Source organism: Methanomassiliicoccus luminyensis B10, from assembly GCF_000308215.1.
GTDB classification, from domain to species: Archaea; Thermoplasmatota; Thermoplasmata; order Methanomassiliicoccales; family Methanomassiliicoccaceae; genus Methanomassiliicoccus; species Methanomassiliicoccus luminyensis.
The window spans coordinates 1-25,632 of sequence record NZ_CAJE01000013.1 but is presented as its reverse complement, the minus strand read 5'-3'; the positions used below and the strand labels follow the sequence as shown (position 1 = coordinate 25,632).

Below are 25,632 nucleotides of genomic sequence, written 5' to 3'. Positions count from 1 at the left end.
GATTCACCCACCCCGATGGTGGGAATGTGAAGTATGGAATCTAGTACACCTGTCCGACTGCGGTGCTATGCTGTACAAAGAAGGCCTGAATGAAGGTACCCACCACTGTGGCGATGGCTCTGTGGCCACAACTTACCTGGGCTGCCCAGAGTGTGGCTGTTGTTTTGGTCACGCATGAGGATATCAATTTGGGCTGTCGAAGTTGTGACGATAGGTGAAACCGTCGATCGCTTCCTCGACCTCCGCCCTCCTGGTCTCCTCTACCAAGTCCAGGTGCTGGTCCAGGCTGTCTTTGAGCATGTTGTGCTCTCGGAGGTATGCTCATCCTAAGATCTGGGCGAGCTTGTGGAAAGATGCGTTCGAACGGTTCACTCCACGGCTCGCGATAGCTCCACGATCTGCGCGGTGCTGTTTGATCTGTCCGAAACGCTTACTCTCTCAGCCAACCCTGCAGCGAGGGGGCGGGGCCGTCGAAGGTCTTGAAGCCAGCCTCCTGAAGCATCCGCTTGCACGCTGCCACGGACCGTCCCCTTCCCTCCCTGGTGTCCTCGGCGATATCGCGAGGGTTTGAGCCGGTCTCTGCGTAGATCATGTTGGCGCCGGAGAGCAAGGAGGGCGCATTCGGTTCGTGCACGCCCATGGCGTAGATGTCCTTCATCGCCAGCCTTGCTACCGCAGTGACCTTGGCCTGCTCGATCTCTGAGATTTGTCCGTTCCCGAAGAGCGGCGTACCGGCTATGGGGATGCGACGCATGGTCGCCTGGATTGCCACGCCGAGGTCCCGGCCCCGGAACATCGATTCCATGATCTCCTCGGACGAATGTTCGGGGCCGATCGGTTCTACACAGTAGCTAATGTCCAGCTCTGCGGCCTTGGCCGCGGCTATAGACCTCAATCGCTCCTCTGGATCAACCTCAGTGTCCACGCCCTCGCGCAACCGTACCACATGATAGACGGCGGTGAAGCCTGCATCCACCAGCTCGTTCGCTTCCTCCGTGTTGAAATCGCCGATGTTCGCCACCAGGGGCATCTTGACGTCGATAGCATTCCTAACCTCACGGCCGGTAGAGAGGAAGCGATCTATATCGTAGTCCGCGGTAGTCATCAGGTAGATGGCGTTCGCCCCTTCTTTCTGGGCTGTCCTTGCTCTTTTTACCACCTCCTCGGGAGAGAGCTCGACGGGCTTAGGTGCCAGACCGTGTCTCTCCCCAAAGACGCAGAACCCGCAGTTCTTGGGGCATGGACCTATATTCACGCCTATTTGGGCATGCACCTCGCCTCGGTTGTCGAACGTCATTCGGGTCAGGCTGTCCGCAGCATGCATTAGCAGATACATCTCTTTCGTTCCGACCTTGACTCCATTGATTAGAGCCAGGGCCTCGCCCCTAGAAATGCTTCGCCCATCAAGCACCTGTTCCAACAACGCGTCTGTGTCCATAGCCTCACCGGTGACATGGATTTGAGTTTATGATATTATAATTAACTATGTGATTAAATAATCGAGTCGTTAGATCTCTATCCTCAATTGATTTAGCTGAATAAATCTCCAGTTCTCGCCGTGCTATTTCATGCCCGACGCTGCACCACCGTTTCGACTTCGGAGGCGACAACCCCTGCATGGCAGGCCCCCGTCCGGGCGTAGTTAGGGTCCGGGCAAATCTCCCCGCCCACCCTTCTCGCCATTTCCACCGTATATCGAAATTTATGTCTGTCGGCATTCGGATTGTTTATCTGGCCCGCCTCACTACGTCATGCCACACCCGCACGTTCTCCAGCGGGGTGCCCAATGCAATGTCGCAGCCTGCGCCGAGGATGAACCCTCTCCTCCCTCCTTTCTGGATGCATTCCAGAGATTCCCGCCGGACGTCCTCCGGAGTCCCGCCAAGCAGGGTCTGGGCCGGCTTGACGTTCCCCAGTATGGCCTGCCTGGACCCGAGGGCCCTCATCGCCGTGGCGATGTCGAGCTGGTAGTCGACAGAGAAGACATCCGCTCCAACGTCCGCTACATGTTCCAAGCGGTCGCCGGTATCCCCGCATATGTGTACGATGAAGTGCTTCCCGGAGTTCTTGATCCTTTTGCCGCACTCCTTCAGGTACGGCTGGGAGAACCTTCCGAAGTCCTCCTTGGAGACCAGGGCCCCCGAAGCGGTGGGGTCGGACAGGATTATCGCGTCGATGTCCTTTTTGACCATTTCTTCCAGGTACACTATGGTCGTTTCCGTGGAGAAGTTGATGACGTCCCTGGCCATGTCAGGGTCCAGTATGGTGTCCATCATCAGTTTCCCCACGCCGCGCAGCTCCCCGGCCAGGGTGAAGGGGGCAGCGAGCGACGCCATCAGATACTTTTCCTTTCCCAGCTCGTTAATGAGGAGCTCGGAGGTCTCGAAAGCCGCCTTCAGACGGTAATCCTCTCCGGGGTCCGGTATCCTCAGCCGGTCCAGGGAGCTACGGTCCTCCACGACGGGGGTCCAGGTCATTATGGTGCCATGCTCCGGTACTTTCACCTCGCAACCAAGGGCCTCGGCCGGCGCCAGCCAGTCCCACATGACCCCCATGGCATCGAAGCCGCACGCCCCCACCGCCTGTATCTGAGCTCTGGCCGCTCTGATCGGATTATCGATGGACTCCTTCACCTTGACGCCTGCCAAAGCGAGGGCCCAGTATCCCTGGAATGGCGGGGCCACGGGCACCCTGTCCACTTCCTCTCTCCTTACGGCCGCCTGGACAAGTTCCTTTGATGAAATGATAGCTATCCCTCCAGGCCTTCGGGCCTAATAGACCAGCCCCCTTCGACTACCATGTGGTCGGGTGCTTGCGGACCTGCCGCGAACCGCGCCAGTGGCGTTCAGCCATCCCTGGGACTGTTGGTGGAAATCACTGACGGTCGTTAATAACCTTGCCGCATGATGATTCGTCGTCCACGAACATATCATGGATGTGGGGCGAGGCCATATGACCACTCTTTATAGATATGGCAGATATGCAAGAAACACGACCGATGGTCGAAGGACTGAGGACACATGGACCAGCTGGACAGAAAACTCCTGAGGATATTGGAAAGGGATGCCAGGATAACCTACCGAGAGCTGTCGGAAAAGCTCGGCATATCCATACCCTCGGTCCAGAAGAGGATGGTATCTCTGGAGGGGTCCGGTCGCATCCTCGGCTATTCTGCTCATATCAGCCTCCTGGCGCTGGGCGGCTCCATGGTCGTCATCCAGGGCAGATCCGAGGCAGACTTCGCCCCGGACGTGGTCGACGAGCTGGGCAAGAGCGACTCGGTCATGACCGTGATGTGCGGGAACCAGAACGACCTGGTGATCGGCGTCTTCCTTCGGGACCTGTCCGAACTGGACACCATAGTGTCGTACATTCGGGAAGTAGGGAAGGTGCCGGACCCCGAGGTCCTTATGGTCACTCCGGGATCGGACATAACCTGCACCAGGGGCGGAGGCGCGGGAGGCGAGCCGCAGTTGTCCGACCTCACCGCCCTGGACCTCCGGATCATATGGGCCCTGCACAAGAACGCCCGCAGGTCCATATCGGACGTGGCGGAAGACATCGGGATCTCCTCGAAGACCGTGAGCCGCAGACTTGGCCGGATGGTGGAAAGCGGGGCGATCGATTTCCATGTCATGGCCTTGCCCAATCTGGACGAGGACCTTATGACCGTGCTCCACCTGCGCATCGGCCCGGACGCCCCGAGGCAGAGCGTCATACGGAAGGTCCGCGACCTTCCCGGGGACTTCATCGACGAGGACCTCAGTTTCTCCAACGAGCCTGACCTGATAATGTTCGTACTGTTCACCCAGAACCTGAGCGAGCTCAAGGATCTCCTTCATCAGGTCAGGAAGATCGAGGGCGTGGTCAAGATCTCGCACGACGTCATCCTCTATCAGCAATATTTCGGAACTTGGAGGGACCGGCTACTGGCCGAGAGGGTCCGAAGCATCCTGTCCAGGAATGTCCGGGATGGTTCTCCTGGTCCGGAGTAGGTCCGCAGCGGCACCTATTGCCGGAGTTTATCTCCGCGAGGAAGGCCCTCAAAGCAGAACCCCTTCTCCGGGGTGTCGAGAACGGCCAGCAGGGCCAGCGGGCGCATGGCCGTCTTTATGCTCCGCCGGAGAAAAAACGCCACTTTTTCCCTCTTGGGAGGACCGTTTTTCAGCCAACCCTCTAACGCGAGCTTATGCCCGATCAAACGCTCCTAAGGAATGACGGTCCTGGGAGGGCCACTGAAGTACGGAACGAACCGTCGCAAGGAGATATAGACATGATCGGAGAGGATGTATGGTCTCATTTTGGTATGTGGTGGGCCGTGGTGGCGTGGATCGCCATCTACGGTGTGTTCATACTGTTCATACCGTTCTACAAGAAAAGCCAGTGGAAGCCGGCGGGAACCTTCGCCGCCTTCGTCGTGGCGTTCGCGATCGAGATGTTCGGGGTGCCCTTCAGCATGTACGCTATCGGCTGGGCGCTCGGAACGCAGCTCCCCGAGGGCATATTCTGGGGGCATACTCTGCAGCAGTACCTCGGTGATGCCGGGAGCTGGATCGGCGCTTTGGTGTCCCTGGCGGGTGCAGCCCTAGTGGTAATGGGGTGGAGGTCCATCCACAAGAACTATTGGAGCAAGGAAGCGGGCAGGGGGAGGCTGGTGACCGGAGGCATCTACAGCGCCATCCGCCACCCCCAGTACGCCGGCTTCTTCCTGATAACCCTCGGGATGATGATCGGCTGGGCCACCCTGCCGCTGATAGGTCTCTACGCCCTGCTGCTGTTCCTCTACGTGCGCCTGGCCAAGAGAGAGGAGCGCGACATGGAGAACGAGTTCGGTGAGGAATATTCGATGTACCGAAAGAGGACGAAAATGTTCATCCCCTATGTGTACTGAGACGCCGGACGCGTGCGGTCCACCAACGAGGCTCAGCGGCCTCTTTCTTTTATTGGTGTGTGAATTAAAAAGAATAAAAATCAAATGTCGGCCCTAAAAGCGGGGCCGGAAGGACGATCATTTCGCAGGGGTCCATGTGGCGGAGGCGTAATAGCTTCCGTAGTAATAGTATCCCGTTTCCTCGTCGAGCACCTCGCCGTCCATTGAAACGATCTTCACGGTCATTGGGCGGGTCGAATATACGGTGACCGCCACTGAGTCCTCGGTCGAAGGCCTGGAGTAAACGAAGGACCGATCTCCCGTGCCGGTCCTGGATTCAGGGCCGTCTTCGCCGGAGACCATCGTAGCATCCCACTCGCCGTCGGTCTCGATCACGACCCTGACGCTCTTGCCGCTCCCGCCGCTCACCAGCCCACCGGCTGTTACCAGGAGAAGGGCGACGACGATGATAACCAGGCAGCCGATCACGATCTTCTTCTCGGCCCCCCTCAGCCCGAACATCCCTTTCAGATCCCACTTTTTCTGGGGCGGTTTCTGAGCCGCCGGCTTCTCGTATGGGACCAATACTGGCTCTTGAACTGGTTCTTGACCATCCATTAAAATCACTGCGAGGTGATAGAAAACTTATAGAATAAAACTGCGGAGGTGAGTCCTCTGAACCATAATGTGCCCGGCCATGGATGTGTTCGACGATGGGGCCCACGCCGTAGGCGGCTTTTTGTCTTCAGGGTCCAGATACTCTTCGATAGCTCCTGCCGCCAGGACCCCCCCCCGCTGAGCAGCACGACCTTGTCGCAGAACTGCATCGCCGGGTTCAGATCGTGCACACCCGCGATGGCCTCATGCCTTCGGGCCTAACCTGGTTCCTGATGGCCTTCATGATCTCCATCAGATATTCACGTCGAGGCTGCTGGTAGGCTCGTCCCGCAGGAGCACATTCACTTCCAGTATGATGCGAAGCGCGGCCTCTTCAATATGGGATGTGCTCGCTCCAGCCGCCGAACGCCGTGGGGAGGACGATCACGAACCTCGATCCCTTGGTGTGGTCCCCGGGCACGCGGTCCTCCACCCACACAGAACCGCCGTACTCCTCCACCAGCCTTTTCACCAGGTACAGGCCGAGCCCCCTGCTCACCGGTTTGGCCAATCCCATCAGGCTCCGGTCGAAGATGGCCTTCTTCCTGTCATCGGGAATGCCCGGTCCGTTGTCCTCGATGGATATGCGGGCGCTCTCCACGCCCTTGTCTGAGAACGTCCTCAGGGCTATTCTGACGGTGACCGGGCCGGCGGAGTGCTTGATGGCGTTGCCCACGACGTTGGAGAATGCATCCCTCAGCAGGGCCGAAGCGTACACCTGGCACTGCCCGGGCGCGTCGAGATCGATCAGCACATCCCTTCCGGGCGGGTTCTCGTACGCCTCCTTTACCTCCTTCAGGATCTGACAGACGTTGACCATCTCCGCCTTCTCCCTTCCCGCCTCCACTTTCTGCAGGTCCCTTACATTGGCAATTAGCTCGGAGCTGTCCCTCAGTACCTGGAGCGGCTTGGTGATGTACTTCTTATCGCTCTCCTCCAGCCGCATCCTCATCTCCGCCAGCTGCAGATACCCCATGGCGGCGGTGTTGTAGTTGCTGATGTCATGGGTCAGAAGGTCAAGGTACATCTCCGCCCTTGACCTCGCCTCGGCCACATCCCTCTCCAGGCTCTTCCTCTCGGTGATGTCGACCGCCGTCGACAGCGCGCCTATGACGTTCCCCTGGAGGTCCTTGATGGGAGCGGCGGAGGCAAGGACCGTCGCCCTGGTGCCGTCGGCGCGCTCGATCTCTCGCTCCTCGTTGATGGTCCTTTCGCCCCTGAACGCCGCGGCCAGGACGCGATCGCTCTCCCTGAGCCGCCTCTCCGCCTCCGGCGTGAGGCCCTTGAAGCCCTCGGCGGTCATCTCGATGTCAGCGGTGCTGATGCCCCAGATCCTGTCCGCTATCCTGTTCACCTCCACGATGCGGCCGCTGGGGTCGGCGATGGCGACCCCCACCGGCATGGTATCCATGATGGCCCGGAGACGGGCATGCTCCCTCTCGATGTTCCTCTTGTCCTTGACCCTCTCGGTGATCTCCGTGGCCGTGAAGATGAACCGCTCCTCGTCCAGCGGTATGAACGCCAATATGTAGTCCCGGGAGCTCGGCTCGATATGCTGGTCGATCGTGAAAGGGGTCCATCCCTTCTTGATCTGGTTTATGATGGGCAGCTCGGTGCTCATCGCCTCCCGGTCGAAGACCTCGCTCGCCCTCTTCCCTCTGATCTCTTCTATCGAGCTTCTCCCCAGGTACCTCAGAACGGTGGGGTTGGCATCCTCGAGGATCCAATCGACCACGTCCCCTTGGTCGTTCAGCACGTACCTGAAGATGACCACCGAATCCTGCATGTTCTCGAACAGGCCCCGGTATTTGGCCTCGCTCTCCTTCAGCGCGTCCTCGGTCCTCTTGCTCTCGGTGATGTCGGTGATGAACCCGGCGATGGACGTTCCGTCGGCCAGCTCGACCCTGGCGACGGCGACGTGGAACGGGAAGGTGGTGCCATCCTTCCTGAATCCTATGAACTCGCTCTCCAGCGCTTCAGGCATTCCCTGCTCGATGCGGGAATAGCGCTCCTTCCCCAGCTCATAGTGCTGGGAGACGAACAGCTCCCTGATGTGGCGTCCCAGCAGCTCTTCCTCCCCATCGTAGCCGAACATCCTGAGGTACTCAGGGTTCACGTAGGTGATGACACCGTCCTTGGCAAGGCTGATGGCGACCGTCGCGCTCTCCACCAACTTGCGGAACCGTTCGTCCGGCCCGGTGGGTTTTCCCCCCTTCCTTTCAGTGACATCGCTGACGGCGCTGATGAACCCCTTGTCCGCACCATCCTCCCTTCTAACGCTCTCAAGGCGGATGATGCGCTTCCGGCCGCCTTCTGATCTAAGCTTGAGGACTTCGATCCCCCTCCCGACCTCGCGGCCAAGATCGTGGAAGTGCCGCTCCATCGCCTTCAGAGAGGCAGGGTCGACGAGGTCGGAGAGGTGGGAGCCCATCAGGGTGGCTCTGTCGAGCCCAAGGACCTCGGTGGCGGTCCGGTTCGCCTCCGTGATGGTCAGGTCCGGTCCGATGGCCAGTATTCCCACCGGCGCGCGCTCGTAGAGTTCGCGGCACTTCTTCAGGTCCCTCTCCTCATCGGCCAGCGCTTCCATGTCCTCGCTCCGCATGTCGCTCCGTTCCCCGTTCGTCCGGCCTGATGGCCATCCGCGAATGGCAGATGGTCACGGCTTGATTATGTAACTATGTTGGCATCATTATTTCCATGGAATTGGATTTTTATGGCACGTTCTCCCGACCACCGGGAGCGGAGGATAGCCACACGTGCCACGGCCTCTCGGATCCCTCCTGAGGATTATTCTGGACCAGAGTGAACCAGAACGTTCCGTTGATATACATTCACGAGCGATGCGTGAAAAATCCTCCCCATTGTTGGGAAATAGGTGCTATGATGGACCGGACCAAGCTGCCCTTTTTGATCCTGGCTTTAATGATGATAACGTCCGCGATCGCCATGGCCATCGTGCCGACCGGCACCACGACCGCCGCCCAGACCTCTGATGGCTGGCAATACGATCTTAATGTCGACGGCGACGAGGCTACGATCACGGGTTACACGGGATATGACAACACCGGTCTCGGTAATACCGTGGCGATCCCCGGCTCTATCCTTGTGGGTGATGCGGATATACCCGTCACCGCGCTGGCGAGCAACCTGCAGTTCACAAACAAGAACTCCATCTATCACATTATCATCCCCTCGAGCGTCACTACGATCGGGACTAGTGCATTCTCCTGGTTCACTTCTCTCCGGTCCGTGACCCTGGGCAGCGGGGTCGCCGCCATTGGGGAAGGCGCGTTCGAAGTCACTAACATTATCGAGTTCGTCGTCAACGCCGCCAATCCGTACTACAGCAGCGTGGAAGGGGCTCTGTGCGACAAGGCTGGCACGACGCTGATCCTTTGCCCCCCTGGAGCTACAGGCCCATATATCATCCCTGAGAGCATCGAGGCCATCGGGGACGGCGCCTTCGAGTATCTCCGCTCCCCCTCGTCCATTGTCCTGAACGACAAGATCATCGCCATTGGGGCGAGCGCGTTCTCGGGCCTTATCGGCCTGAACTCGATTACTATTGGCGCCAGTGTGGCGTCCATAGACACCAGCGCGCTCAACATCTTCCAGTTGGCCGAGATCAAGGTCGACGAACGCAATATGAATTTCTCCAGCGAGGAAGGGGTTCTTTACAACCATGACAAAACGGAGCTCCTGAAGTACCCCAATGGAAGAACGAACGAATCGTTCACCGTGCCCGACGGCGTAATCCACATCGCAGAGGGGGCGTTCCAGTCTGCCTCATGGCTGCTTTTTATCGAGATGCCCGACAGCGTCACCACGATAGGCGACAACGCATTCTCGTCGTGCAGCCGCCTGAACCACATGATCTTCGGCAGCGGGATCAACACCATTGGGTCGGGCGCGTTCTCCAGCAGTAGCAGGATAGAAACCATAATATTCCATGGGAACGCGCCCACGGTGGCGGACGGCTACCTGTTCAGCTCGGGCGGTCTCGGTGCGCCGATAGCCTATCGTCACCAGGCCGCGACCGGCTTCCCCACCACCTCCGGCGGCACCTGGAGCGGAATGAAGACCTACATTCTGGAACTGCAGATCCTCGAGCCTTTAAACGTGGTCGTTACCACCAGTTACGATGCGGCTACCGGCCTGAGCAATGCGACCCTGACCTGGGACGACCCGCTCTACATTGGCGAGCCGAGCATCGATGGCTACAAGGTGCTCATGGGTACCACGGTCCTTGCTACCGTCGGCTCCAACACCGCGACCCTAGAAGGCCTGACCATTGGCCAGACCTACGAACTCACCGTGGTGGGATACAATGATGACGATGGCAATGGCCGGCCTTCGGATGTCATCGAGGTCATTCCCCTGGGCGTGACGTTCACCTACCCATCATACGATGGCGAGGTCAATACCACCGGCACAGGGTATCTCCATTGGTCCGTCCTGGCGGGGGATAGCGCCATCTCACACTCTAAAATGGGCATTATGGGCGAACCGCAGTATGGTACGACCACAGTTACCAGTCAGAACATGCAATCCCTCGATGATGACCTTACCTCTGCTCCTCTCCCCGATGGCATGTACATCGTAGTTCTCACGGTCGTCAGTAACGGAGACAGCACCGAGACTGTGACGGCAAGGTTCGTCGTAGAGACCGGAGGTCCCACGATAAAGGCCCAGTCACCTACCAGCTCGGATCTTCAGATAGGGCCCAGCAGCATCATCAACATAACCTTCTCAGAAGCGATGGACCAGACCTCCGTGGTCATCGACGCCAACGGCGTCGACGGAACGATAGCCTGGAGCGGGAACACCGCAACGTTCACCCCGAGCTCTCCACTGGCATACAGCACCTACTACACCGTCACCGTGAGCGGAAAGGACCTCGCCGGGAACGAGCTGACGGGGACCAACAGCTGGTCCTTCTGGACGAAGGCGGACACCAAGTTCACCGGCCGGGTCCAGGACAACTTTGACCGGTACATCGCAGGAGCCGTGGTCTCGCTGAGCAATGGGGCGTCCACGACCACGGATGCGAATGGCTACTTCCAGCTGGGTGACTTGACCGGCGGCGAGTACACACTGACCATCACGAAGGAGAACTACGACGTCTTCACCAGGGCTGTTTCCATATCGACGGGACAGACCCACGATCTTTACACTCTTGAGATTACCGCCTCCGACAAGGTCCGTCCGATCGTTTCGTCCAAGGAGCCCGAGGGGACCAGCGTGCCGATCGGCAGCACCATCACCATCACCTTCTCCGAGCCAGTGGACCAGAGCACCGTCATCATCTCCGTCAAGAAAGGCTCAACGACGGTCGAAGGGACGGGGATATCCTGGAACGGGAACACTGCGACAGTGACCCTGCCTACATCGCCGCTGGCTTACAACACCACTTACACTGTCACCGTGAGCGGCGGGAGGGACCTCATCGGCAATGTCATGCCCACCACCTCCTGGAACTTCAAGACCCAGCTGGGAGGGGCCATAAATGGGACCATCGTAGACGCCTATGGGACCCCCACTTACGGGGCCAACGTGTCCCTGAGCAATGGGAAGTGGTTCATCACTGGCGTTGACGGTCGCTTCAAGATTGAGAACCTGGACGCCGGAACATACTCCATGACTGTGATCAAGGGAGGCCACATCCCCATGGCGCAGAGCGGCATCGTCGTCGCTCTCGGAGCGAACAACAGCCGCGGCATGCTGACCATGGTGGCGATACCGGACGAGACCATCGCTCCCACCATCGCTGTCATGTCCCCCTCAGGATCGGACGAGGGATCAGTCGCGTTTGTCGTAGTCACTTTCTCCGAGGCCATGAATCATGATTCAGTGATGCTCAGATTGAATGGTATAGGGATCGAAGTAAGCTCCTGGAGTGGTAACACTGCGACGTCCAAGATGCTGTTCCTGCTTGCTTCGAATAGCTACACTGTAACCGTAGGCGGAGAGGATCTGGCAGGCAATTCCCTAAGCGGGGCAACGAGCTGGACCTTCTCGACATGGAACTTCCTGGTTCAAGAAGTTGCACTGGGCGGCACTGTCGTCGACGAGGCGGGCAACCCGATGCCCGGGGTCCTTGTCACGGCGAGAGAGGACCACTCATCGACCGTATACTCCACCCTGACGGACGGGACCGGGTACTTCTCATTCCACGGGGCCCCCGCCTTCAGGTACCCGGCTGACCAGTACGATTCCTACTATACCGTGACAGCGAGCAAGCCTGGCTACGAGGCGGTGTCGAAGCGTTTGTCGGCGCCTCCGGGAAGCGGCGTCGGCTACGGCTCATTGGTCCTGGTCGCCCTCGTTCCGGACACCGACGCTCCGACCATCATCACAAAGTCGCCCACGAACACCAATGAGGCCGTCACCAGCAACATCGTGGTGACCTTCAACGAGGTGATGGACCAGAGCTCGGTAACCATTGCCGTCACCGGCGGTGTGATCGGATCTATAAGCTGGAGCACTGACGGGAAAACCGCCACGTTCAATCCATCTGCAAACATGGCATACAACGCACAATACACGGTCACCGTGAATGGTAAGGACCTTTCGGGGAACGAACTGACAACAGCGTCCTGGGCCTTCACAACGCTGAAGAACGAGGGCCGGATCTATGGGACGATAACGAACAGTGCCGGATCTCCCATCGCCGGTGCCGCCGTCACGCTCAGCAACGGCATGACCGGGACGACCAGCTCTACGGGATACTATGAGTTCTATCCTGTCGCTTCGGGGATATACACCATAACCATAGCGAAAAGTGGCTATGCTACCAACACGTACTATCCCTTGGCTGGCGTCGCAGGATCCTATACGATCTATTCTGTGCAGTTGGAGGCCGCTGTCGTCGGTCCTCCTGAGAGCAACACCGGTTTCGGCTCCATCACCGGCATCGTCAAGGACAATGACGGCAACCCCATCGCCGGCGCCACGGTAAGGCTCAACAGCACCGTGTCTGCGCTGACCAATGGGACCGGTCATTTCGTCTTCGAGAACGCCATCTTCAACACATACACGCTAACGATAGAGAAGGGCGGCTATGAGGCAATGACCAGAAGCGTCACGGTCGATGCGGAGGGTCAGGAGGACATCGGGATATTGAGCCTGGAAGCCGAAGAGGTCGACCACGGGCACGCCGCAGGCGAGGATGATGCTCCTGGGAACGACCCCTGGATCTACTTGGTGATCGTGGCCGTCATCGCCATCGCGGCCGTCGGAGGCTTCACCTTCCTGCGCAAGAAGAAGTGAGCCCGGAATAGAGACCTCCAGCCTCATCTTTCTTTTTCATTCTCCTCCAGCGCAGCCTCCCGTACCCGCAACATGGTGGCCTTTTTGACAAAAACCATTAATTATCGGATGAGAATGGTGTGCGGCGTGAAGGTGTGCGTAGAGACGTATGGATGCACCATGAACCAGGGCGAGGGCGCCATGCTGGAAAGCATGCTCACGTCGCTGGGCCATGAGGTCGTGGACGACCCCGCCGCGGCCGACCTGGTGGTCCTCAACACCTGCACGGTCATCAGCGAGACGGAGAACCGCATGCTCAAGCGCATGGGCGAGATATCCTCTCAGCGCAAGCACCTGGTCGTCTCGGGATGCATGGCCGCCATCCAGGCCGACGCCATCGTCAAGAAGGCGCCGAACGCGATGATAATCGCCCCGCGCGATTATGGGTCGTTCACCGAACTGATAGAGAGCAGCGTAGGCAGGGCCGATCTGATACCTCTCTTCCGCCCGGCCCCGATCTCGGCCACCTTGCCCATCTCCCAGGGCTGCGTGGGGGCGTGCTCATATTGCATAACCAAGGCGGCCCGGGGCACTCTCGCCAGCTATCCTATCGAGGACCTGGTGGCCTCGGCCCGGAAGCACATCGACAGCGGCTCCAGGGAGATCCTGGTCACCGCCCAGGACACCGCCTGCTATGGATTCGACTCGGGCAAGAACCTGTCATCGGTGCTCAGCTCTCTGGTCGAGATCCCCGGGGACTTCATGGTCCGGGTGGGCATGATGAACCCCGACAATCTCGCCAGGGTGATCGACGACCTCATCCCCGCCTGGATGCATCCCAAGGTGTACAAGTTCATTCATCTCCCGGTGCAGAGCGGGAGCGACGACGTGCTCGATGCCATGAACCGCGGCTACAAGGCCGACGAGTTCGCCGCCCTGGTCTCGAAACTTCGTGAGGCGTGCCCGAACATGACCCTGTCCACTGATGTGATCACTGGGTTCCCCGGCGAGACCGAGGAGGACCACCGCGCCACCGTGAAGCTCATCGAGGAGATGCGCCCGGACACCGTCAATGTCACGCGCTACTCCCCCCGCCCCGGCACCCCGGCGGCCAAGGCCAAGAACCAGATCCCCGGCTGGGTGTCCAAGGAGCGTTCCAGGGAGCTGACCAAGCTTCGCTTCGCCATCGCCGAGGAACTGCACCAGGCCATGATCGGAAGGAGGGAGCGGATCCTCATCATCGAGGTCGGGAAGCCCGGCAGCGTCATCGGGCGGACCTCCTCATACCGCCCGGTGGCGGTGCAACAGAAGCTCCCCCTGGGCTCCAAGGTCGAGGTGGAGATCACCGAGGCCGCGCCGACCTATCTTCTCGGCAGGGTGCTGTGAATCGGCCCGCTCACGGCACGGTGATGACGATCTTGCCGCCGGAATGCCCCTGGCCGAGGTATGTCATGGCCTGGGGGACCTCGCTCAAAAGGTAGCTCTTGTCTATGATCGAGACCACCGCCCCCTCCTCGAGCATATCCTTCAGCATGGCCAGGTCCTCCTGGGAGTTCTTCTCGCTGAGCAGCCTTATCTTCCTGTTCCCGAGCGAGGCGAAAGGCCCCAGGACGCCGGCCTGGGCGAACTGGGCCATGGATCCCCCTGACACTATGCACACGCCGCCTGGGTTTAGGGCGCGCCAGTAGTCGAAGACGGAGCGAGAACCGTTGGCCACGAAGACGATGTCGTACTTACGCGGGTCTGCGGTGAAATCCTCCCTGGTATAGTCGATGACCCTGCCCGCTCCCAGATGCCTCGCGGCATCCACATGTCTTGGGCTGGTGACGGCGTCGACCTCCGCGCCGAACGCCCTGGCGATCTGCACCGCGAAGGTGCCCACGCCGCCCGATGCCCCATGGACCAACACCTTCTTCCCAGGCCCGATGTGTCCCATGCCTCGAAGCCCCTGCAGTGCGGTCATCCCCGCCAGGGGTGCGGCCGCCGCCTCCTCGAGCGAGATATTGCAAGGCTTCGGGGCCAGCTGTTCTTCCGGAACGCACACGTACTCCGCGCAGCTGCCAAGCCGTTCCACCGACGTGTTCCCGAACACCTCGTTCCCTAGCTTGAACCGGCGAGCGTTCTCCCCGACCGCCTCGACAACGCCAGCCAGGTCGGAGCCGATGCCCCGCATCCCCTTCTTCTGCCGCCCTCCTGCCATCATCCGGACCAGGAACGGTTTTCCGGTCATCATGTACCAGTCGGACTTGTTCAGGGATGCCGCGTGCACCTTGACCAGCACTTCATTGTTCACGGGGACCGGTCTCTCCACCTCCATGAGCTGGAGCGTCTCGGGGTTGCCGTACCTGGTGCTGACGATTGCCCTCATCATTCCGCTCGCTTCCATCGGACCCGCTCGTTCCCTCGGTACCGAACTAGCGCGGCCCTTGAATATATTGGAAGCGAGCACTTATGAACACACATGGTTGCAGCGGGACCGGCGGCCCTCTTCGGGATTAAATATCAGAAGCATTATGTGGTCAGACACAGCCCCGTAGTGTAGTGGTCAATCATGCCGGCCTTTGGAGCCAGCGACGGCAGTTCGAATCTGCCCGGGGCTACCTTTTTCATCTCCAACAGCTCGATCACCACGTTGTCTGGGCCGGCAAGGGTCGCGCGGTGCAGCCCTCTCTTGATCAGGTACCGTGGGTCCGTGGCGACGATGTCGAAGGCGTCCCCTCCGACCTTGTGCGGCGCCTCGCTGACCGCGATGCCAATATCACTCAGCCTTGCCACCCCGGCATCCAGGTCATCGGTCGCCAGGCACAGATGCGCCATGCCCGCGTCCCTCACCATCCACCGCGCCGTGACCCTGAAGCCCAGCGATCGGTAGAAATCGATCGAGCGTTACATGTCCGAAACGGTCAGCGCTACGTGGTCTATCCCACGAAGCAACCCGTTCACCGCCTACGGGAACGGCTTGCGTGGATCTGAGCTTCACCAACTCTCCCGGTGGACCACTTCCTCCAACTTCAGCCGCGGAGGCTGCTTCCCCTCTTTCTTGGCCTTTCCGATGGGGACCATGGACACCGCGCGTATGTTAGGCGGCAGGCCCAGCGCGGCCTTCACCTTGTCCTCGTCGAACGCCCCTATCCAGCAGGTGCCGTAGCCCTTCGAGGCGGCGTAAAGAAGCATGTTCTCCACCGAGGCCGCCACATCCTGAAGGCAGTACAGGTCATGCCCCCGCTGCCCATACCTGGCGATGCGGTCGTAGTTGACGCAGCACACGATGATGGCGGGAGCGTCCCCGATGAACGGCTGGTTCGCCGCCCCCGCCAGTTTCTTCTTGGTCTCCGCGCTCCTCACCACTACGAAATCGCGGGCCTGGAGGTTCCCCGCTGACGGCGCCAGTATCGCCGCCTTCAGCGCTTCCTCCACTACGCTGTCCGGCACAGGCTCGTCGGTATAGCCGCGTACGCTGTGCCTTTTTTCGATGCACTTCATAAGTTCCATGCAAACACTTGTGGAAATCATCGAGTTGCGGCCGTATAATGTTTCCCTGTCCGAAAATGACAACCTTTTTTTCCATGAGCGGCATCTGCGGCACCGTGACCGTGGACTGCGTCATCGAGCTGGAATATGCCACGCCGGAGGAAGCGGCAGCGGTGCTGGCGGCAATATCTCCGGACAACGAACCTTACGCCGAGGCCGAGCTGGACGGCAGCAAGGTCATCGTCCGCTCCAGGTCCGGGACCGCTCCCCAGATGCTTCACACCATGGAGGACCTTCTCGCCTGCGTCAAGGTGGCCGAGGAAGTGGTCCAGGCCGCCAAGTGATTACTTCTTGATCCCTTCCCTGACCTTGACGGCGATGCCGGTGCGGAAGGCCAGCATATCGTCCCTCACCATCATGGCCCGCCCTATCGCCACCAGCTCGTCCTTCGAGCTCACTACCAGGACCTCGTCCATCGGCACGACATCGGGGTCGCACTCCTCCACGAAGGCGCAGAACACGTTCTTCCCTTCCCGGTTGAACGGGATGGCGTCGTCCTTCACCACCACTCTCATGTGCGGTGCGGGGAACCCTTTCAGCAGGCGGAACGCTCCGGGAGGCCTCAGCGTGAAGAAGCCGTCGTTGGCCCTCATGGAAAGGATGTGCTCCCCGTCCACCAACACATTGCGGATCTTGCCGGTGTTCTCGGACTTCACCAACTTGACCTTCCCGTCCAGCAGGACGGCCGACGCGCCCCTTCCGAACTGGTAGTCCGCCACGGCCTTCACCCGAGCGAGGTCGATGTCGAACGAAGGCGGCCTCTGGCTCATCATCTCCAGCGCCTGCATGGTCGCCTCCCCGTCGTACGCCATGCCCACGGAGTAGGTCTGCTCGTGGGACATGTGCTCCATCTGCTCCTTGATGCGCTCCTTGGTCTCCAGGTCGGGGCGGTCCGGGAACAGCGACTGCGCTATGGGGTACATCTCGTCCAGTTCGATCGGCACCGGCCCGATGGGAGAGGCGACGAAGAAGTGAGTGTCGTACTTCTCCAGCATCTCCCTGATCTGAGGAGCGTAGTGGCGGGCGAACGGCTTGCCGCCGTCGTCCTCGAACACCACCATGATCTCGTGGTCCGGGTACTGATAGCGATCGAAGAACCGCTTCTCGTAGCGCAGGAGGACGGGCCGATCGAGGGTCTCGATGCCGGTGTACAGCAGGGAGTTGTCCCGGCTGAGCGGCTCGAACCTTTCCAGGTATCCCTTGTGGTCGGCCAGCCTCCTCAGTGCGCTGAGCAGGGCGGGGTGGGCGCGGCATCTCCTCTCCACCAGCTCCCACAGGTCCCCCTCCAAAATGGCGCGCTTCACCCTCTCGATCTCCTCAAGAGAAACCCACAGGTTGTGGCGGGCGATGAGCGCGGTCCGTTCCGCCGGCGCCATCTTGGAGATCTCCTCGTACGTGTGGGAGGCGCAGGCGGGGCAGTGGCAGTGGATCCCTTTCATGTCCGAGAGGCTCGCGGTGCCCTCCGGGAACATGAAGCGGTCGTCCCGCGCGAACTTGGCGTACGAGGCGGAGTCGAACATGTCGCAGCCCAGCAGAGCGGCCAAGGCGAACACCATGGGGTGGCCGGCGCCGAACAGGTGCACCGGCCTGCTGGGGTCCAGTCCCTTCTTGGACGCGACAATAACATCGACAAGCTCGGCGAAGCGATACTGCTCCATGAGCGGGACCACTCCCCCGATGGGGTGCACGTCCACGTCGATGAGGGCCAGCCTCCGGGCGCAATTCTCCCGTAGATCAGGGAATATGGAGCCCTGGACCACCCCAGCGAGGAGCATGCCGCCCTTGATGGAAGCGGCGTCCTGGGTCCGGTCCAGCGTTACGTCCACCGCCTCGGCGGTCCTCTCCTTGCTCCAGTCCGGCTCGGTGAAGATGTCCAGCACCGTCCCGATATCGGTGCCGATGTCCCGCTGGAACGATACGATCTCCTCGTTCTTCACCTCCACCTCGCCGTACATGTGCGACTGGAAGGTGCCGGAGTCGGTCATGATGACCCCGGGGAAGTCGAGCATGGCATGCAGGCCGTCCCGCCTGGCCGCCTCGTTCAGCTTGGGGTCGTTGCGTATGATATATGAGTTGGTGATGAGCGCGCGGAAGCCGAAGCGATCATATAGCTCGCGCGGGGGGACGGTGACCAGCCGGGGGTTCACCACCGGCAGGAGGGCGGGGGTTTCCAGGACACCGTGCGGCGTCTCCAGCTTGCCGATCCTAGCCAGGCCGTCCCTTCTCGTTAGCTCGAACATGTTCAATGGGATGACGGGGGGATAGATAAGCCTTTATCGCACCGAGAGGCCAGGGCGCCCTCCGCCTCATCGTATGAAATAGTCATATGACCAGGACGATACTATTGCCATATCCTCTTTCTATCATGGCGATGTGCGCCTGAAATTGATCTTTGAAGAGTGTGCGATCTCCCGGTCAAGCTGACGTGGAACGATGACAATGCGCCCATCTCATCATCCATTGGTGGAAGCGAGAGCGAGATAATGAATTATAGTCCTTCAAGCGCATCCCCGGGGTGTGCCCGCGGAATCGAACAGGACCCCGCTAAAAAGCGAGGATTATGATGTCCAGATCCGTACGACTATGCCGTACTACGGGGCAATGCACCAGGAGATCATTGACCTGGCCCTATGCCTGGACCACCCGCCGCGGGTCTGGCTGGACACTGGCTGCGGCACGGGGGCTTTGGTGCAGCGCGCCGTGGACCAGCTGCCCAGCACGAAGTTCGTTCTGAGCGACCCGTTCTCGGGCATGTTGGACCTGGCCAAAGCCAGGCTGGCCAATGCGGAGCGGGTCCGGTTCCTCCCGCCCCTGCACACCAATGAGCTGCTGGGCAAGGTGGGCGAGCGCCCCGACATCATCACCGCGGTCCTGTGCCACCACTACATGCCCCCGGAGGGCAGGGCGGAGGCGGTGAGGACATGTTACGATATGCTGCCTGAGGGCGGCACGTTCATCGCTTTCGAGAATGTCCGTCCCACCACGGCCGAGGGGTATGAGATCGGGAAGAGGCTGTGGGGACGTTACTGGGCCCGGAACAGTATGACCTCAGCGGGGATCGCCCAGCTCCTGGCCAGGCTCGACGTGGAATGCTTTCCCATCACCGTGGAGGAGCACCTGGAGCTGTTGCGTCGCACCGGTTTCAGAACTGCGGAGCTGTTCTGGCGTTCCAAGCTGCAGGCTGGCTTCTACGCCATAAAGTGAGCGGGGCGCGTTCGAGGATGACGTTTTTTAAACCTGAGACATGTTAGGGGACCGCCCATGGACGAGACGGACATCCTCATCATCAAGGAACTGGCCGTGGACCCCCGTCGGCCCTATCGGGACCTGGCTGACCGCCTGTCCCTTTCTGTGAACGGGGTGCACAAGCGCATCCAGCAGCTCATCGCCAAAGGGATCATCATGGGCTTCAGGACCCGACTTGCCCCTCAGGTGACTGGCGGGGGGTTCCTGAACCTATACGGGCGGTCGACGGCCAATGACTTCCTGGCGACGATGGAGAGGATCGGCGAGCACGAATGCACCTCGCGCATCGTCGCCGCGGGCGGGCAGTTCCTGTATGTGGACGCCTGGGTCCGGTCCCACCAGGAAATGCTGGATTATCAAGCGTTCGTGCGAAATGTCGGCCGCATCGACGACCTGAGGGCTCTGGCCATGGTCATGATCGGTCAACCTCCGGCCAAGGACCCCCTGACCAGAACGGACTATCGCATCGTCAAGGCGCTGTGGGACGATTGTCGTCGTCCGCTCCAGGATGTGGCCAAGGATGTGGGCTCCACGGCTAAGACAGTGAAGAGGAGGTTGGAAGCCCTGGAGGAGCAGAAGTTCGTGTACTATATGCTCGACGGGGGCCCCTGTTCGTCGGGTGGCCTCACATCCATCGTGCACGCCAAGTTAAAACGGGGCGGCCGGTCGCTTCAGGACGCCGCCCTCGCACTATTCAACAGCAGGAATCCCCACATTCTCGGCGTATCTGCATCGAACGTCGAGCCCGATCTGCTGTTGTTGTCGATGTGGGCCCGGGACCTGAAGGAGCTGCGGGACGCGGAGGCATCCCTCAACGCCAACGAAGATTTCGAGTCTTTGTACTCCAACCTGTTCTACGACATGCGCCTCTACCCGACATGGATGGACAAGCTCATCTCCGACCGGTCGAAATGACTGGCCCGGAGGCCGATGGCCTTTTCGTCCCCCTCCCTGGGAATAAATGGGATAAGAAATCATGAATAGAGGCCGTTCCCTCATCTCGGACGGGAACATCAGCTCAAGGCACACAGGGCCGTACACTTCCATGCAAGGTGCAATACCATGGAAGCTATAATCATCGAAGAGCTGGTCAAGAAATACGGGGAGGTCCTGGCAGTCGACCACGCCAGCCTCCGAGTGGACGAGGGGGCGGTGTTCGGTCTCATCGGCCCCAACGGCGCCGGTAAATCGACCATCATCCGTTCCCTCCTGGGCCTGGTCCCCCGCGACGGGGGCAAGGTCCTGGTGTCGGGCATGGACATGGTCTCGCCGGAGGCGCGTCGCAAGGTCCGAGTCGGCTACCTGCCCCAGCGCGCCGCCTTCCAGGAATGGAGGACCGCCGAGCAGGCCCTCAGGACCCTGGGCAAGCTGTCCGGGCTGGAAGGGGAGCGCCTCGGCCGGCGCATCGACGAGGTGCTGGGACAGCTGGGGATCGAAGAGTACCGGGGAAGGAAGATCAACAAGCTTTCCGGGGGGACCTTGCAGAAGCTGGGCCTCGCCCAGGCGATATTGCATGAACCGGCGGTGCTGGTCCTCGATGAGCCCATGGCCGCCCTGGACCCCGCCAGCCGCTTCCTGTTCAAGAAGATCGTACGGGAACTGAGGGAGTCGGGCACGACCGTGTTGTTCTCCTCGCACATACTCTCCGACGTGGAGGACCTAGCCGATTCGGTCGGCCTGCTGCAGGGCGGGAAGGTACGCTATGCTGGGCCGATCAGGGGGCTGGAGAAGCTGGTCTCCCTGCGCTCTGAGCTAGTGGTGGAGCTCGCCGACGACAAGGGAGAGTGGAAGTCCATCAACATGCCCGGGATCGACCTTAGGCAGCCGTCCGCCGGCCTGCTGGTGGCGCATATCAACGACCCGGGACAATGGGATGTCGTGGCCCCCCGGCTCATCGAGGCGCTTATGAAAGCGGGGTGCAACGTCCGCTCCTTTAACCGTCATGACCCTAAGCTTGAGGATATCTACATGGCCTGCGTGGAGGGTACGGCATGAGCCTCGCCTTGCTCATCAAGGATGAGCTGAACGGATTCTACCGCTCCAAGGTCATGGCCATCCTGTTCGTCGGGCTGCCTGCGATAGCAGTGCTGATGTACATTCTCTCCCCGGATCTCGGGGGCATGCCCCTGGGCGCGTTCACCGCTTTGTTGGTATCCTCGACCGCCGGCCTCCTGGCCTCGACCACGCTGGCGGTCAGCATCATTAACGAGCGCTCGCAGGGGGCCTTCGACCTGTTCCTGGTGCGGCCGGTGAAGCGGTCGCATCTGCTGCTGGCGAAGTACCTCGCGGTGCTGACGTGCGTGGTCCTGGCCGCCGCGCTCGCCCTGGTGCTGGCGAACGGCTATGACTGGTATGTCAGCGGAACGGTGGACCTTGGAGCGCTGCGGGGCCCGATGCTTGTCACCCTGACCATGGCCTGCCTTTGCTCCGCCGCGGCGGTGCTGTTCGGCAGCTTGGTCAGGTCCGTGCTGGTCGGGGTCATCTTGACCCTCTACGGCGGGAACCAGCTCTCCGCCGTCGTGGTCCTGCCAGCTCTGGAGAACATGTTCTCTCTGGAGGCCACCGCGGCCCTCGGCATCGGACTGTCCATCGTCATCCTCGGGCTGGCGACAACGATCTTCAACCGCCGCCTGAGCTCGTGAACCCCGGGCCAGAGGCCGCCTCTACGGCACGCGGAGGCGGCCTTCGAACTTTTTCTCGGCTGCTTTTTGCGGCAGTGCCCCAACCGCGTCGGCTCGGTACGGCGGCCGTTCCGGTGTCCGAACAGTCCTCAGTGGACGCCCCATCATGCGAGCTGTCGGATCAGGTCCGTCTATGGGCCGCGCACATAAAACACGGGCCGCTCCTCGTCCCGTTCCCGGGGACCGCGGCCCCGGCCGGTCCGCTGCGCTTTCGTTCCATCCTCCCGGCCCGCAGGCCGGGCAGGCATCTTCATGCGGACGGCCCTCTTGGCCCGGTTGATCAAAACCCTGGCCCGCTCGACGGTGCACCGGAGGTTCTTGACAATGAGGTCGATGGGCGCGTCGGCCAGGTCCTCCAGGGTCTCGATGTCGACGGCTTTCAGCCTCTCTACGGTCTTTCCCCTAACGCCCAGCATGTAGGTGTGCTCCTCTATCAACATGGTCATGTGTGTTCACCTCTCATCGTTTCATGCGTCAAGCCCCCTGAACGGTCGGCATAAAAAAGGGATGGGTTTGGGTCGGTCCGATGGGATGCTCTGGCCTCAGCAGCGGGGCGCCCTCCCGGCCTGATGCCATGCCCCCTCGCTCCAGCGGTCAAGCGCTCCGAAGTGGTGCCAGCGCTTACCATGGTGATGCCAGGCATCGCCATGGTGGGGCGAGCGGTCCGGCCTCTCTTGGCACGGCCCGCCTATCGGAGCGGTGCCGTTGCCCTCAGAGGGACCGGGCCCCTCCGTCTCATTGCCGCCGGGGGTGCCCTCGGTCGGTCCGGTGACGTTCCCCGTCCCGTTGTCGGTCGGAAGAACGGAGCTGTCGTTGCCGCTGGGGGTTTCGTCCACGGGCCCGGTCGTACCGTCGTCGGCGCTGTCATCGGCGTCATCGCCGGTGCCGACTATGGTCCCTCCAGTGTACGGGTACCCAGAGGTGCCGGTCAGCACCATCGATGCAATGGCCTGCCCGCCGTTGGCGTAGATGGCCTCCTCGCCAAAGGTCCACCTGGTCAGGGGGTACACCGCGTTGTACGCCAGTTCTCCCCAGAACAGGGGTATATTATCGTTCTCGGCCCACTGCTCGGGGGTAGAGAACAGGCTGGCGTCGCTCGCCGAGGCATAGTAGTGCCGAGAGGCGATCTCAAAGCCCACCGTACCGGTGGCGAGGTCGAAGTCGGACTGGCTCCACCCGAACATGTTGCCATAGCCTGCCACTCCCATGCTGCGGGGGTGCGTGGATGCGTCCGCCGTGTCGGCGGCGACCGCGCTGGCCCAGGCATGGAACGCGGTCTTGCCGCCGTGGGAGCTCCAGTAGTTGGCGTAGCAGTTGTTGTGGTCCGGCTCGTTGAAGAGATCGTACCACCCGAGGCCGTCATAGTCCTCCAGCGCCGCCATCACCTCGTTGCAGTACTCGACGTAGTTCGCGTAGGCCGTCGAGCCGGTGTCGAACACCGAACCGCTCCCGCCATATGTGTAGGTGGGATATTCCTGCGATCCGGCCAGGACCAGCACTACCCACACGTTGTGGGCCTCGGCCTGCTCCAGCATGGTCTCCAGCAGGGATAGGTACGCATCGTGGTGTTGGGTCCATGCCCGGTACTCTATTTGGCTGCCCCACGAGTCCCCCGCGCCGATCCGGACCAGGTTGCAATCGTAGTATTCCAGCAAGGCGAAGTACTGGCTCCAGAACTCCTCCGCGTTGGCGTTCTGCGATATGTAGCCCTGGTCAGAGGTGTCGGGGCCGTTGAACACCGAGGTCTTTCCCGCATACTGGGTCTCGCCCTCTACGTACGCAAGGATCGCGAACTGCAGGGCGGTTGTATCCACCACTCCGAAGAATTGCGCCGACGCGTCGCCATCGACGGTTATGTCGGAGCCGGATACCGATATCCGGCCATAGGCGGATGCTGACGTTGCCGCTGCGGCAGTATCGGGGCCTCCCACCAGGAAGACCCCTGGCAGCAATAGTGCCAGTGCCGACAGCGCTACAGCTATCTTGGGTATTTTTTTACTTACGATTATGCATCCCTCCAAATAGCTTGCCCCTTCCGGGGTCGAACGGGGACCGTTCTTAGGGGTGATAGTAGGTATGGTCCCGATTATTGGGGCTGATTATCAACGCCCACGTCGATTGCCGTGTTCTCGCCGACCGAAGCGTGGATGCAATCCATCATCTTTTAAATCATGAAAAGCCGTCCCTTCCCCATCCAGGTATCATTATGGATTTCTCGTACAAGATGGTCATAGCGGTCCGGTGGGACCTAAGGCTGTCCGCCGGCAAGATGGCGGCCCAGGTCGCGCACGCAGCGGTCAACTGCGCCCTGGCGGCCAAGAAGAAGACCCCTGAGTGGTTCGACCGGTGGTACTCGGAGGGGCAGAGGAAGGTGGTGGTGAAAGTGCCGAACCTGGAGGAGCTGTTCGAGCTTAAGGTGTCAGCCGAGGACCTTCGCCTAACCACCTCGCTGATAGTGGACGCGGGCATGACCGAGATACCCCCGAACACCGTGACCTGCCTGGGCATCGGTCCCGGGCCGAACGACGTCGTGGACAGGGTGACCGGCCACCTCAAACTGGTGTAGGCGATGAAAAAGCAGGTGCGGGTGCTCGGGATCGACGATTCACCCTTCTCTTTCCGCGCCGAGCGCGCCCTGGTGGTGGGGGTGGTGGCCCGCCTCCCCGTGTACATCGAGGGCATCATGCGCACCGAGGTGGCCGTGGACGGCTGTGACGCCAACGACGCCGTCATCGCCATGCTTGAGCGGTCCCGGTACACCGAGCAGCTGAAGCTCATCATGTTCGACGGCGTGGCCGTGGGCGGGTTCAACGTGATCGACATCGACAGCATCCACAAGGCCATCGGGGTGCCGTGCGCTACCGTGACCCGGGAAATGCCCGACTTCCTCAAGATGGAGGACGCGCTCCGCGCTCATTTCCCGGACTGGCGGGACCGGCTCGCCGTCATAAAGCGCAACCCCCTGTTCCGGGTCGGCGCGAAGAACAGGTCGCTGTACGCGACCGCGGTGGGCATCGACGGCGACACCCTCGATGACATCATCAGGGAATGCACGGTGCAGGGCGCGCTGCCGGAGCCGCTGCGCATCGCCCACCTGATCTCCGGCGCCATGGTGTTGGGGGAATCGCACGGCCGGGCCTAACGGCGGTCCAGGCACTTCTTCAGCTCGTCGCACAGCTCCGTCCCGGCCGGCTCGAGGCACTCGATGATGACCTCGGAATCGCCCCCCGGCTGCGCGGTCACGGTGATGGTGACCTTGGCCCTGGCCAGGACCACGGTGGTCCGCCTGCCGGCCTCCTTCAGCTCGTACCCCTCGGACCGCGAGCCCAGGAACCCCTGGACCTCGGACACCGTTCGCTCGCGGGGCCGGTGATAGAAGCGGATGTCCATGTGCTCGAA

General features: G+C 60.9%; 21 protein-coding genes, 1 tRNA gene and 1 pseudogene. 12 read left to right on the top strand and 11 right to left on the bottom strand.

Translation table 11 applies throughout. The annotated features are described in order from the left end of the window. Positions 1-430: 430 nt before the first annotated feature. Positions 431-1,438, bottom strand: a complete 1,008-nt coding sequence (locus tag WYS_RS14655) for a radical SAM protein (protein WP_019177436.1) — start codon at positions 1,436-1,438, stop codon at positions 431-433. A 289-nt stretch (positions 1,439-1,727) separates the two neighbouring features. Further along, entirely contained in the window at positions 1,728-2,744 is a 1,017-nt protein-coding gene (locus WYS_RS06885) for a uroporphyrinogen decarboxylase family protein (protein ID WP_272898439.1), read from the bottom strand. A gap of 276 nt (positions 2,745-3,020) precedes the next feature. On the opposite strand from WYS_RS06885, the gene WYS_RS14650 reads away from it, so the two are divergent. Further along, on the top strand, positions 3,021-3,995 hold the full coding sequence (locus WYS_RS14650; RefSeq protein WP_019177434.1) for an Lrp/AsnC family transcriptional regulator: 975 nt from the start codon (positions 3,021-3,023) through the stop codon (positions 3,993-3,995). A 278-nt stretch (positions 3,996-4,273) separates the two neighbouring features. Then, positions 4,274-4,891 (top strand): methyltransferase family protein, encoded by a 618-nt coding sequence (locus WYS_RS06870; RefSeq protein WP_201798831.1) that lies wholly within the window; start codon positions 4,274-4,276, stop codon positions 4,889-4,891. Positions 4,892-5,008: 117 nt separating this feature from the next. Here WYS_RS06870 and WYS_RS06865 read toward each other — a convergent pair whose 3' ends face one another. After that, on the bottom strand, positions 5,009-5,455 hold the full coding sequence (locus tag WYS_RS06865; protein WP_019177431.1) for a hypothetical protein: 447 nt from the start codon (positions 5,453-5,455) through the stop codon (positions 5,009-5,011). Positions 5,456-5,861: 406 nt separating this feature from the next. Further along, positions 5,862-8,129, bottom strand: a complete 2,268-nt coding sequence (locus WYS_RS14645; RefSeq protein WP_019177430.1) for a PAS domain-containing protein — start codon at positions 8,127-8,129, stop codon at positions 5,862-5,864. Between the two features lie 281 nt (positions 8,130-8,410). Here WYS_RS14645 and WYS_RS06855 point away from each other — a divergent pair, with 281 nt between their 5' ends. Both WYS_RS06855 and WYS_RS06850 read left to right on the top strand, forming a co-directional pair. Then, complete coding sequence (locus WYS_RS06855) at positions 8,411-12,796, top strand: carboxypeptidase regulatory-like domain-containing protein (protein ID WP_162137713.1); 4,386 nt, start codon at positions 8,411-8,413, stop codon at positions 12,794-12,796. Between the two features lie 126 nt (positions 12,797-12,922). Then, positions 12,923-14,161, top strand: a complete 1,239-nt coding sequence (locus tag WYS_RS06850; protein WP_026068893.1) for a tRNA (N(6)-L-threonylcarbamoyladenosine(37)-C(2))-methylthiotransferase — start codon at positions 12,923-12,925, stop codon at positions 14,159-14,161. A gap of 10 nt (positions 14,162-14,171) precedes the next feature. On the opposite strand, the gene WYS_RS06845 is transcribed toward WYS_RS06850, so the two are convergent. Continuing rightward, positions 14,172-15,161 carry an NAD(P)-dependent alcohol dehydrogenase gene (locus WYS_RS06845; RefSeq protein WP_019177427.1) on the bottom strand — a complete coding sequence of 330 codons (990 nt, stop codon included), beginning with the start codon at positions 15,159-15,161 and terminating at the stop codon, positions 14,172-14,174. Positions 15,162-15,302: 141 nt separating this feature from the next. On the opposite strand from WYS_RS06845, the gene WYS_RS06840 reads away from it, so the two are divergent. Next, positions 15,303-15,375 (top strand) — tRNA-Gln (locus WYS_RS06840). A gap of 145 nt (positions 15,376-15,520) precedes the next feature. Here WYS_RS06840 and WYS_RS16645 read toward each other — a convergent pair. Both WYS_RS16645 and WYS_RS06835 read right to left on the bottom strand, forming a co-directional pair. After that, positions 15,521-15,592 (bottom strand): annotated as a pseudogene (locus WYS_RS16645) (hypothetical protein); the annotation flags it as partial. A gap of 159 nt (positions 15,593-15,751) precedes the next feature. Then, entirely contained in the window at positions 15,752-16,258 is a 507-nt protein-coding gene (locus WYS_RS06835) for a nitroreductase family protein (RefSeq protein ID WP_019177426.1), read from the bottom strand. An 83-nt stretch (positions 16,259-16,341) separates the two neighbouring features. On the opposite strand from WYS_RS06835, the gene WYS_RS06830 reads away from it, so the two are divergent. Further along, a complete protein-coding gene (locus WYS_RS06830; protein ID WP_019177425.1) occupies positions 16,342-16,590 on the top strand; it encodes a KEOPS complex subunit Pcc1 in 249 nt (82 codons plus the stop codon). On the opposite strand, the gene tgtA is transcribed toward WYS_RS06830, so the two are convergent. Then, positions 16,591-18,546: a tRNA guanosine(15) transglycosylase TgtA gene (gene tgtA, locus WYS_RS06825; protein WP_019177424.1), complete on the bottom strand. Its 1,956-nt coding sequence runs from the start codon at positions 18,544-18,546 to the stop codon at positions 16,591-16,593. Between the two features lie 343 nt (positions 18,547-18,889). Between tgtA and WYS_RS06820 the strand changes: the two genes are divergently transcribed. From WYS_RS06820 to WYS_RS06805, 4 genes are all read left to right on the top strand, one after another. Beyond that, complete coding sequence (locus WYS_RS06820) at positions 18,890-19,510, top strand: class I SAM-dependent methyltransferase (protein ID WP_019177423.1); 621 nt, start codon at positions 18,890-18,892, stop codon at positions 19,508-19,510. 57 nt (positions 19,511-19,567) lie between these two features. Continuing rightward, complete coding sequence (locus tag WYS_RS06815; protein ID WP_019177422.1) at positions 19,568-20,467, top strand: AsnC family transcriptional regulator; 900 nt, start codon at positions 19,568-19,570, stop codon at positions 20,465-20,467. 147 nt (positions 20,468-20,614) lie between these two features. Further along, the gene (locus tag WYS_RS14640; protein WP_019177421.1) at positions 20,615-21,547 is read left to right on the top strand and encodes an ABC transporter ATP-binding protein; all 933 of its coding nucleotides are present in this window, start codon (positions 20,615-20,617) and stop codon (positions 21,545-21,547) included. Then, positions 21,544-22,194 (top strand): ABC transporter permease, encoded by a 651-nt coding sequence (locus WYS_RS06805; protein WP_019177420.1) that lies wholly within the window; start codon positions 21,544-21,546, stop codon positions 22,192-22,194. The genes WYS_RS14640 and WYS_RS06805 overlap by 4 nt, the downstream gene beginning before the upstream one ends. Before the next feature lie 170 nt (positions 22,195-22,364). Here WYS_RS06805 and WYS_RS06800 read toward each other — a convergent pair whose 3' ends face one another. Together WYS_RS06800 and WYS_RS06795 are read right to left on the bottom strand one after the other, a co-directional pair. After that, the gene (locus WYS_RS06800) at positions 22,365-22,679 is read right to left on the bottom strand and encodes a hypothetical protein (protein WP_019177419.1); all 315 of its coding nucleotides are present in this window, start codon (positions 22,677-22,679) and stop codon (positions 22,365-22,367) included. 96 nt (positions 22,680-22,775) lie between these two features. Beyond that, positions 22,776-24,254, bottom strand: a complete 1,479-nt coding sequence (locus WYS_RS06795) for a hypothetical protein (protein WP_147654343.1) — start codon at positions 24,252-24,254, stop codon at positions 22,776-22,778. Between the two features lie 185 nt (positions 24,255-24,439). Between WYS_RS06795 and pth2 the strand changes: the two genes are divergently transcribed. After that, entirely contained in the window at positions 24,440-24,799 is a 360-nt protein-coding gene (pth2, locus tag WYS_RS06790) for a peptidyl-tRNA hydrolase Pth2 (RefSeq protein WP_019177417.1), read from the top strand. A gap of 3 nt (positions 24,800-24,802) precedes the next feature. Then, positions 24,803-25,375: an endonuclease dU gene (locus WYS_RS06785; RefSeq protein WP_019177416.1), complete on the top strand. Its 573-nt coding sequence runs from the start codon at positions 24,803-24,805 to the stop codon at positions 25,373-25,375. Here the strand turns inward: WYS_RS06785 and WYS_RS16240 are convergent. Beyond that, on the bottom strand, positions 25,372-25,632 hold a 261-nt coding region (locus tag WYS_RS16240; protein ID WP_162137712.1), incomplete at its 5' end, for a hypothetical protein. The two genes, WYS_RS06785 and WYS_RS16240, sit on opposite strands and share 4 nt — an antisense overlap.

Excerpts from the sequence above, each read along its gene's own strand:
- WYS_RS14655 (WP_019177436.1), bottom strand. The coding sequence starts at position 1,438 with ATGGACACAGACGCGTTGTTGGAACAGGTGCTTGATGGGCGAAGCATT.
- WYS_RS14650 (WP_019177434.1), top strand. The coding sequence starts at position 3,021 with ATGGACCAGCTGGACAGAAAACTCCTGAGGATATTGGAAAGGGATGCC.
- WYS_RS06870 (WP_201798831.1), top strand. The coding sequence starts at position 4,274 with ATGATCGGAGAGGATGTATGGTCTCATTTTGGTATGTGGTGGGCCGTG.
- WYS_RS14645 (WP_019177430.1), bottom strand. The coding sequence starts at position 8,129 with ATGCGGAGCGAGGACATGGAAGCGCTGGCCGATGAGGAGAGGGACCTG.
- WYS_RS06855 (WP_162137713.1), top strand. The coding sequence starts at position 8,411 with ATGGACCGGACCAAGCTGCCCTTTTTGATCCTGGCTTTAATGATGATA.
- WYS_RS06845 (WP_019177427.1), bottom strand. The coding sequence starts at position 15,161 with ATGGAAGCGAGCGGAATGATGAGGGCAATCGTCAGCACCAGGTACGGC.
- WYS_RS06835 (WP_019177426.1), bottom strand. The coding sequence starts at position 16,258 with ATGAAGTGCATCGAAAAAAGGCACAGCGTACGCGGCTATACCGACGAG.
- WYS_RS06830 (WP_019177425.1), top strand. The coding sequence starts at position 16,342 with ATGAGCGGCATCTGCGGCACCGTGACCGTGGACTGCGTCATCGAGCTG.
- tgtA (WP_019177424.1), bottom strand. The coding sequence starts at position 18,546 with ATGTTCGAGCTAACGAGAAGGGACGGCCTGGCTAGGATCGGCAAGCTG.
- WYS_RS06820 (WP_019177423.1), top strand. The coding sequence starts at position 18,890 with ATGCCGTACTACGGGGCAATGCACCAGGAGATCATTGACCTGGCCCTA.
- WYS_RS06815 (WP_019177422.1), top strand. The coding sequence starts at position 19,568 with ATGGACGAGACGGACATCCTCATCATCAAGGAACTGGCCGTGGACCCC.
- WYS_RS14640 (WP_019177421.1), top strand. The coding sequence starts at position 20,615 with ATGGAAGCTATAATCATCGAAGAGCTGGTCAAGAAATACGGGGAGGTC.
- WYS_RS06805 (WP_019177420.1), top strand. The coding sequence starts at position 21,544 with ATGAGCCTCGCCTTGCTCATCAAGGATGAGCTGAACGGATTCTACCGC.
- WYS_RS06800 (WP_019177419.1), bottom strand. The coding sequence starts at position 22,679 with ATGACCATGTTGATAGAGGAGCACACCTACATGCTGGGCGTTAGGGGA.
- pth2 (WP_019177417.1), top strand. The coding sequence starts at position 24,440 with ATGGATTTCTCGTACAAGATGGTCATAGCGGTCCGGTGGGACCTAAGG.
- WYS_RS06785 (WP_019177416.1), top strand. The coding sequence starts at position 24,803 with ATGAAAAAGCAGGTGCGGGTGCTCGGGATCGACGATTCACCCTTCTCT.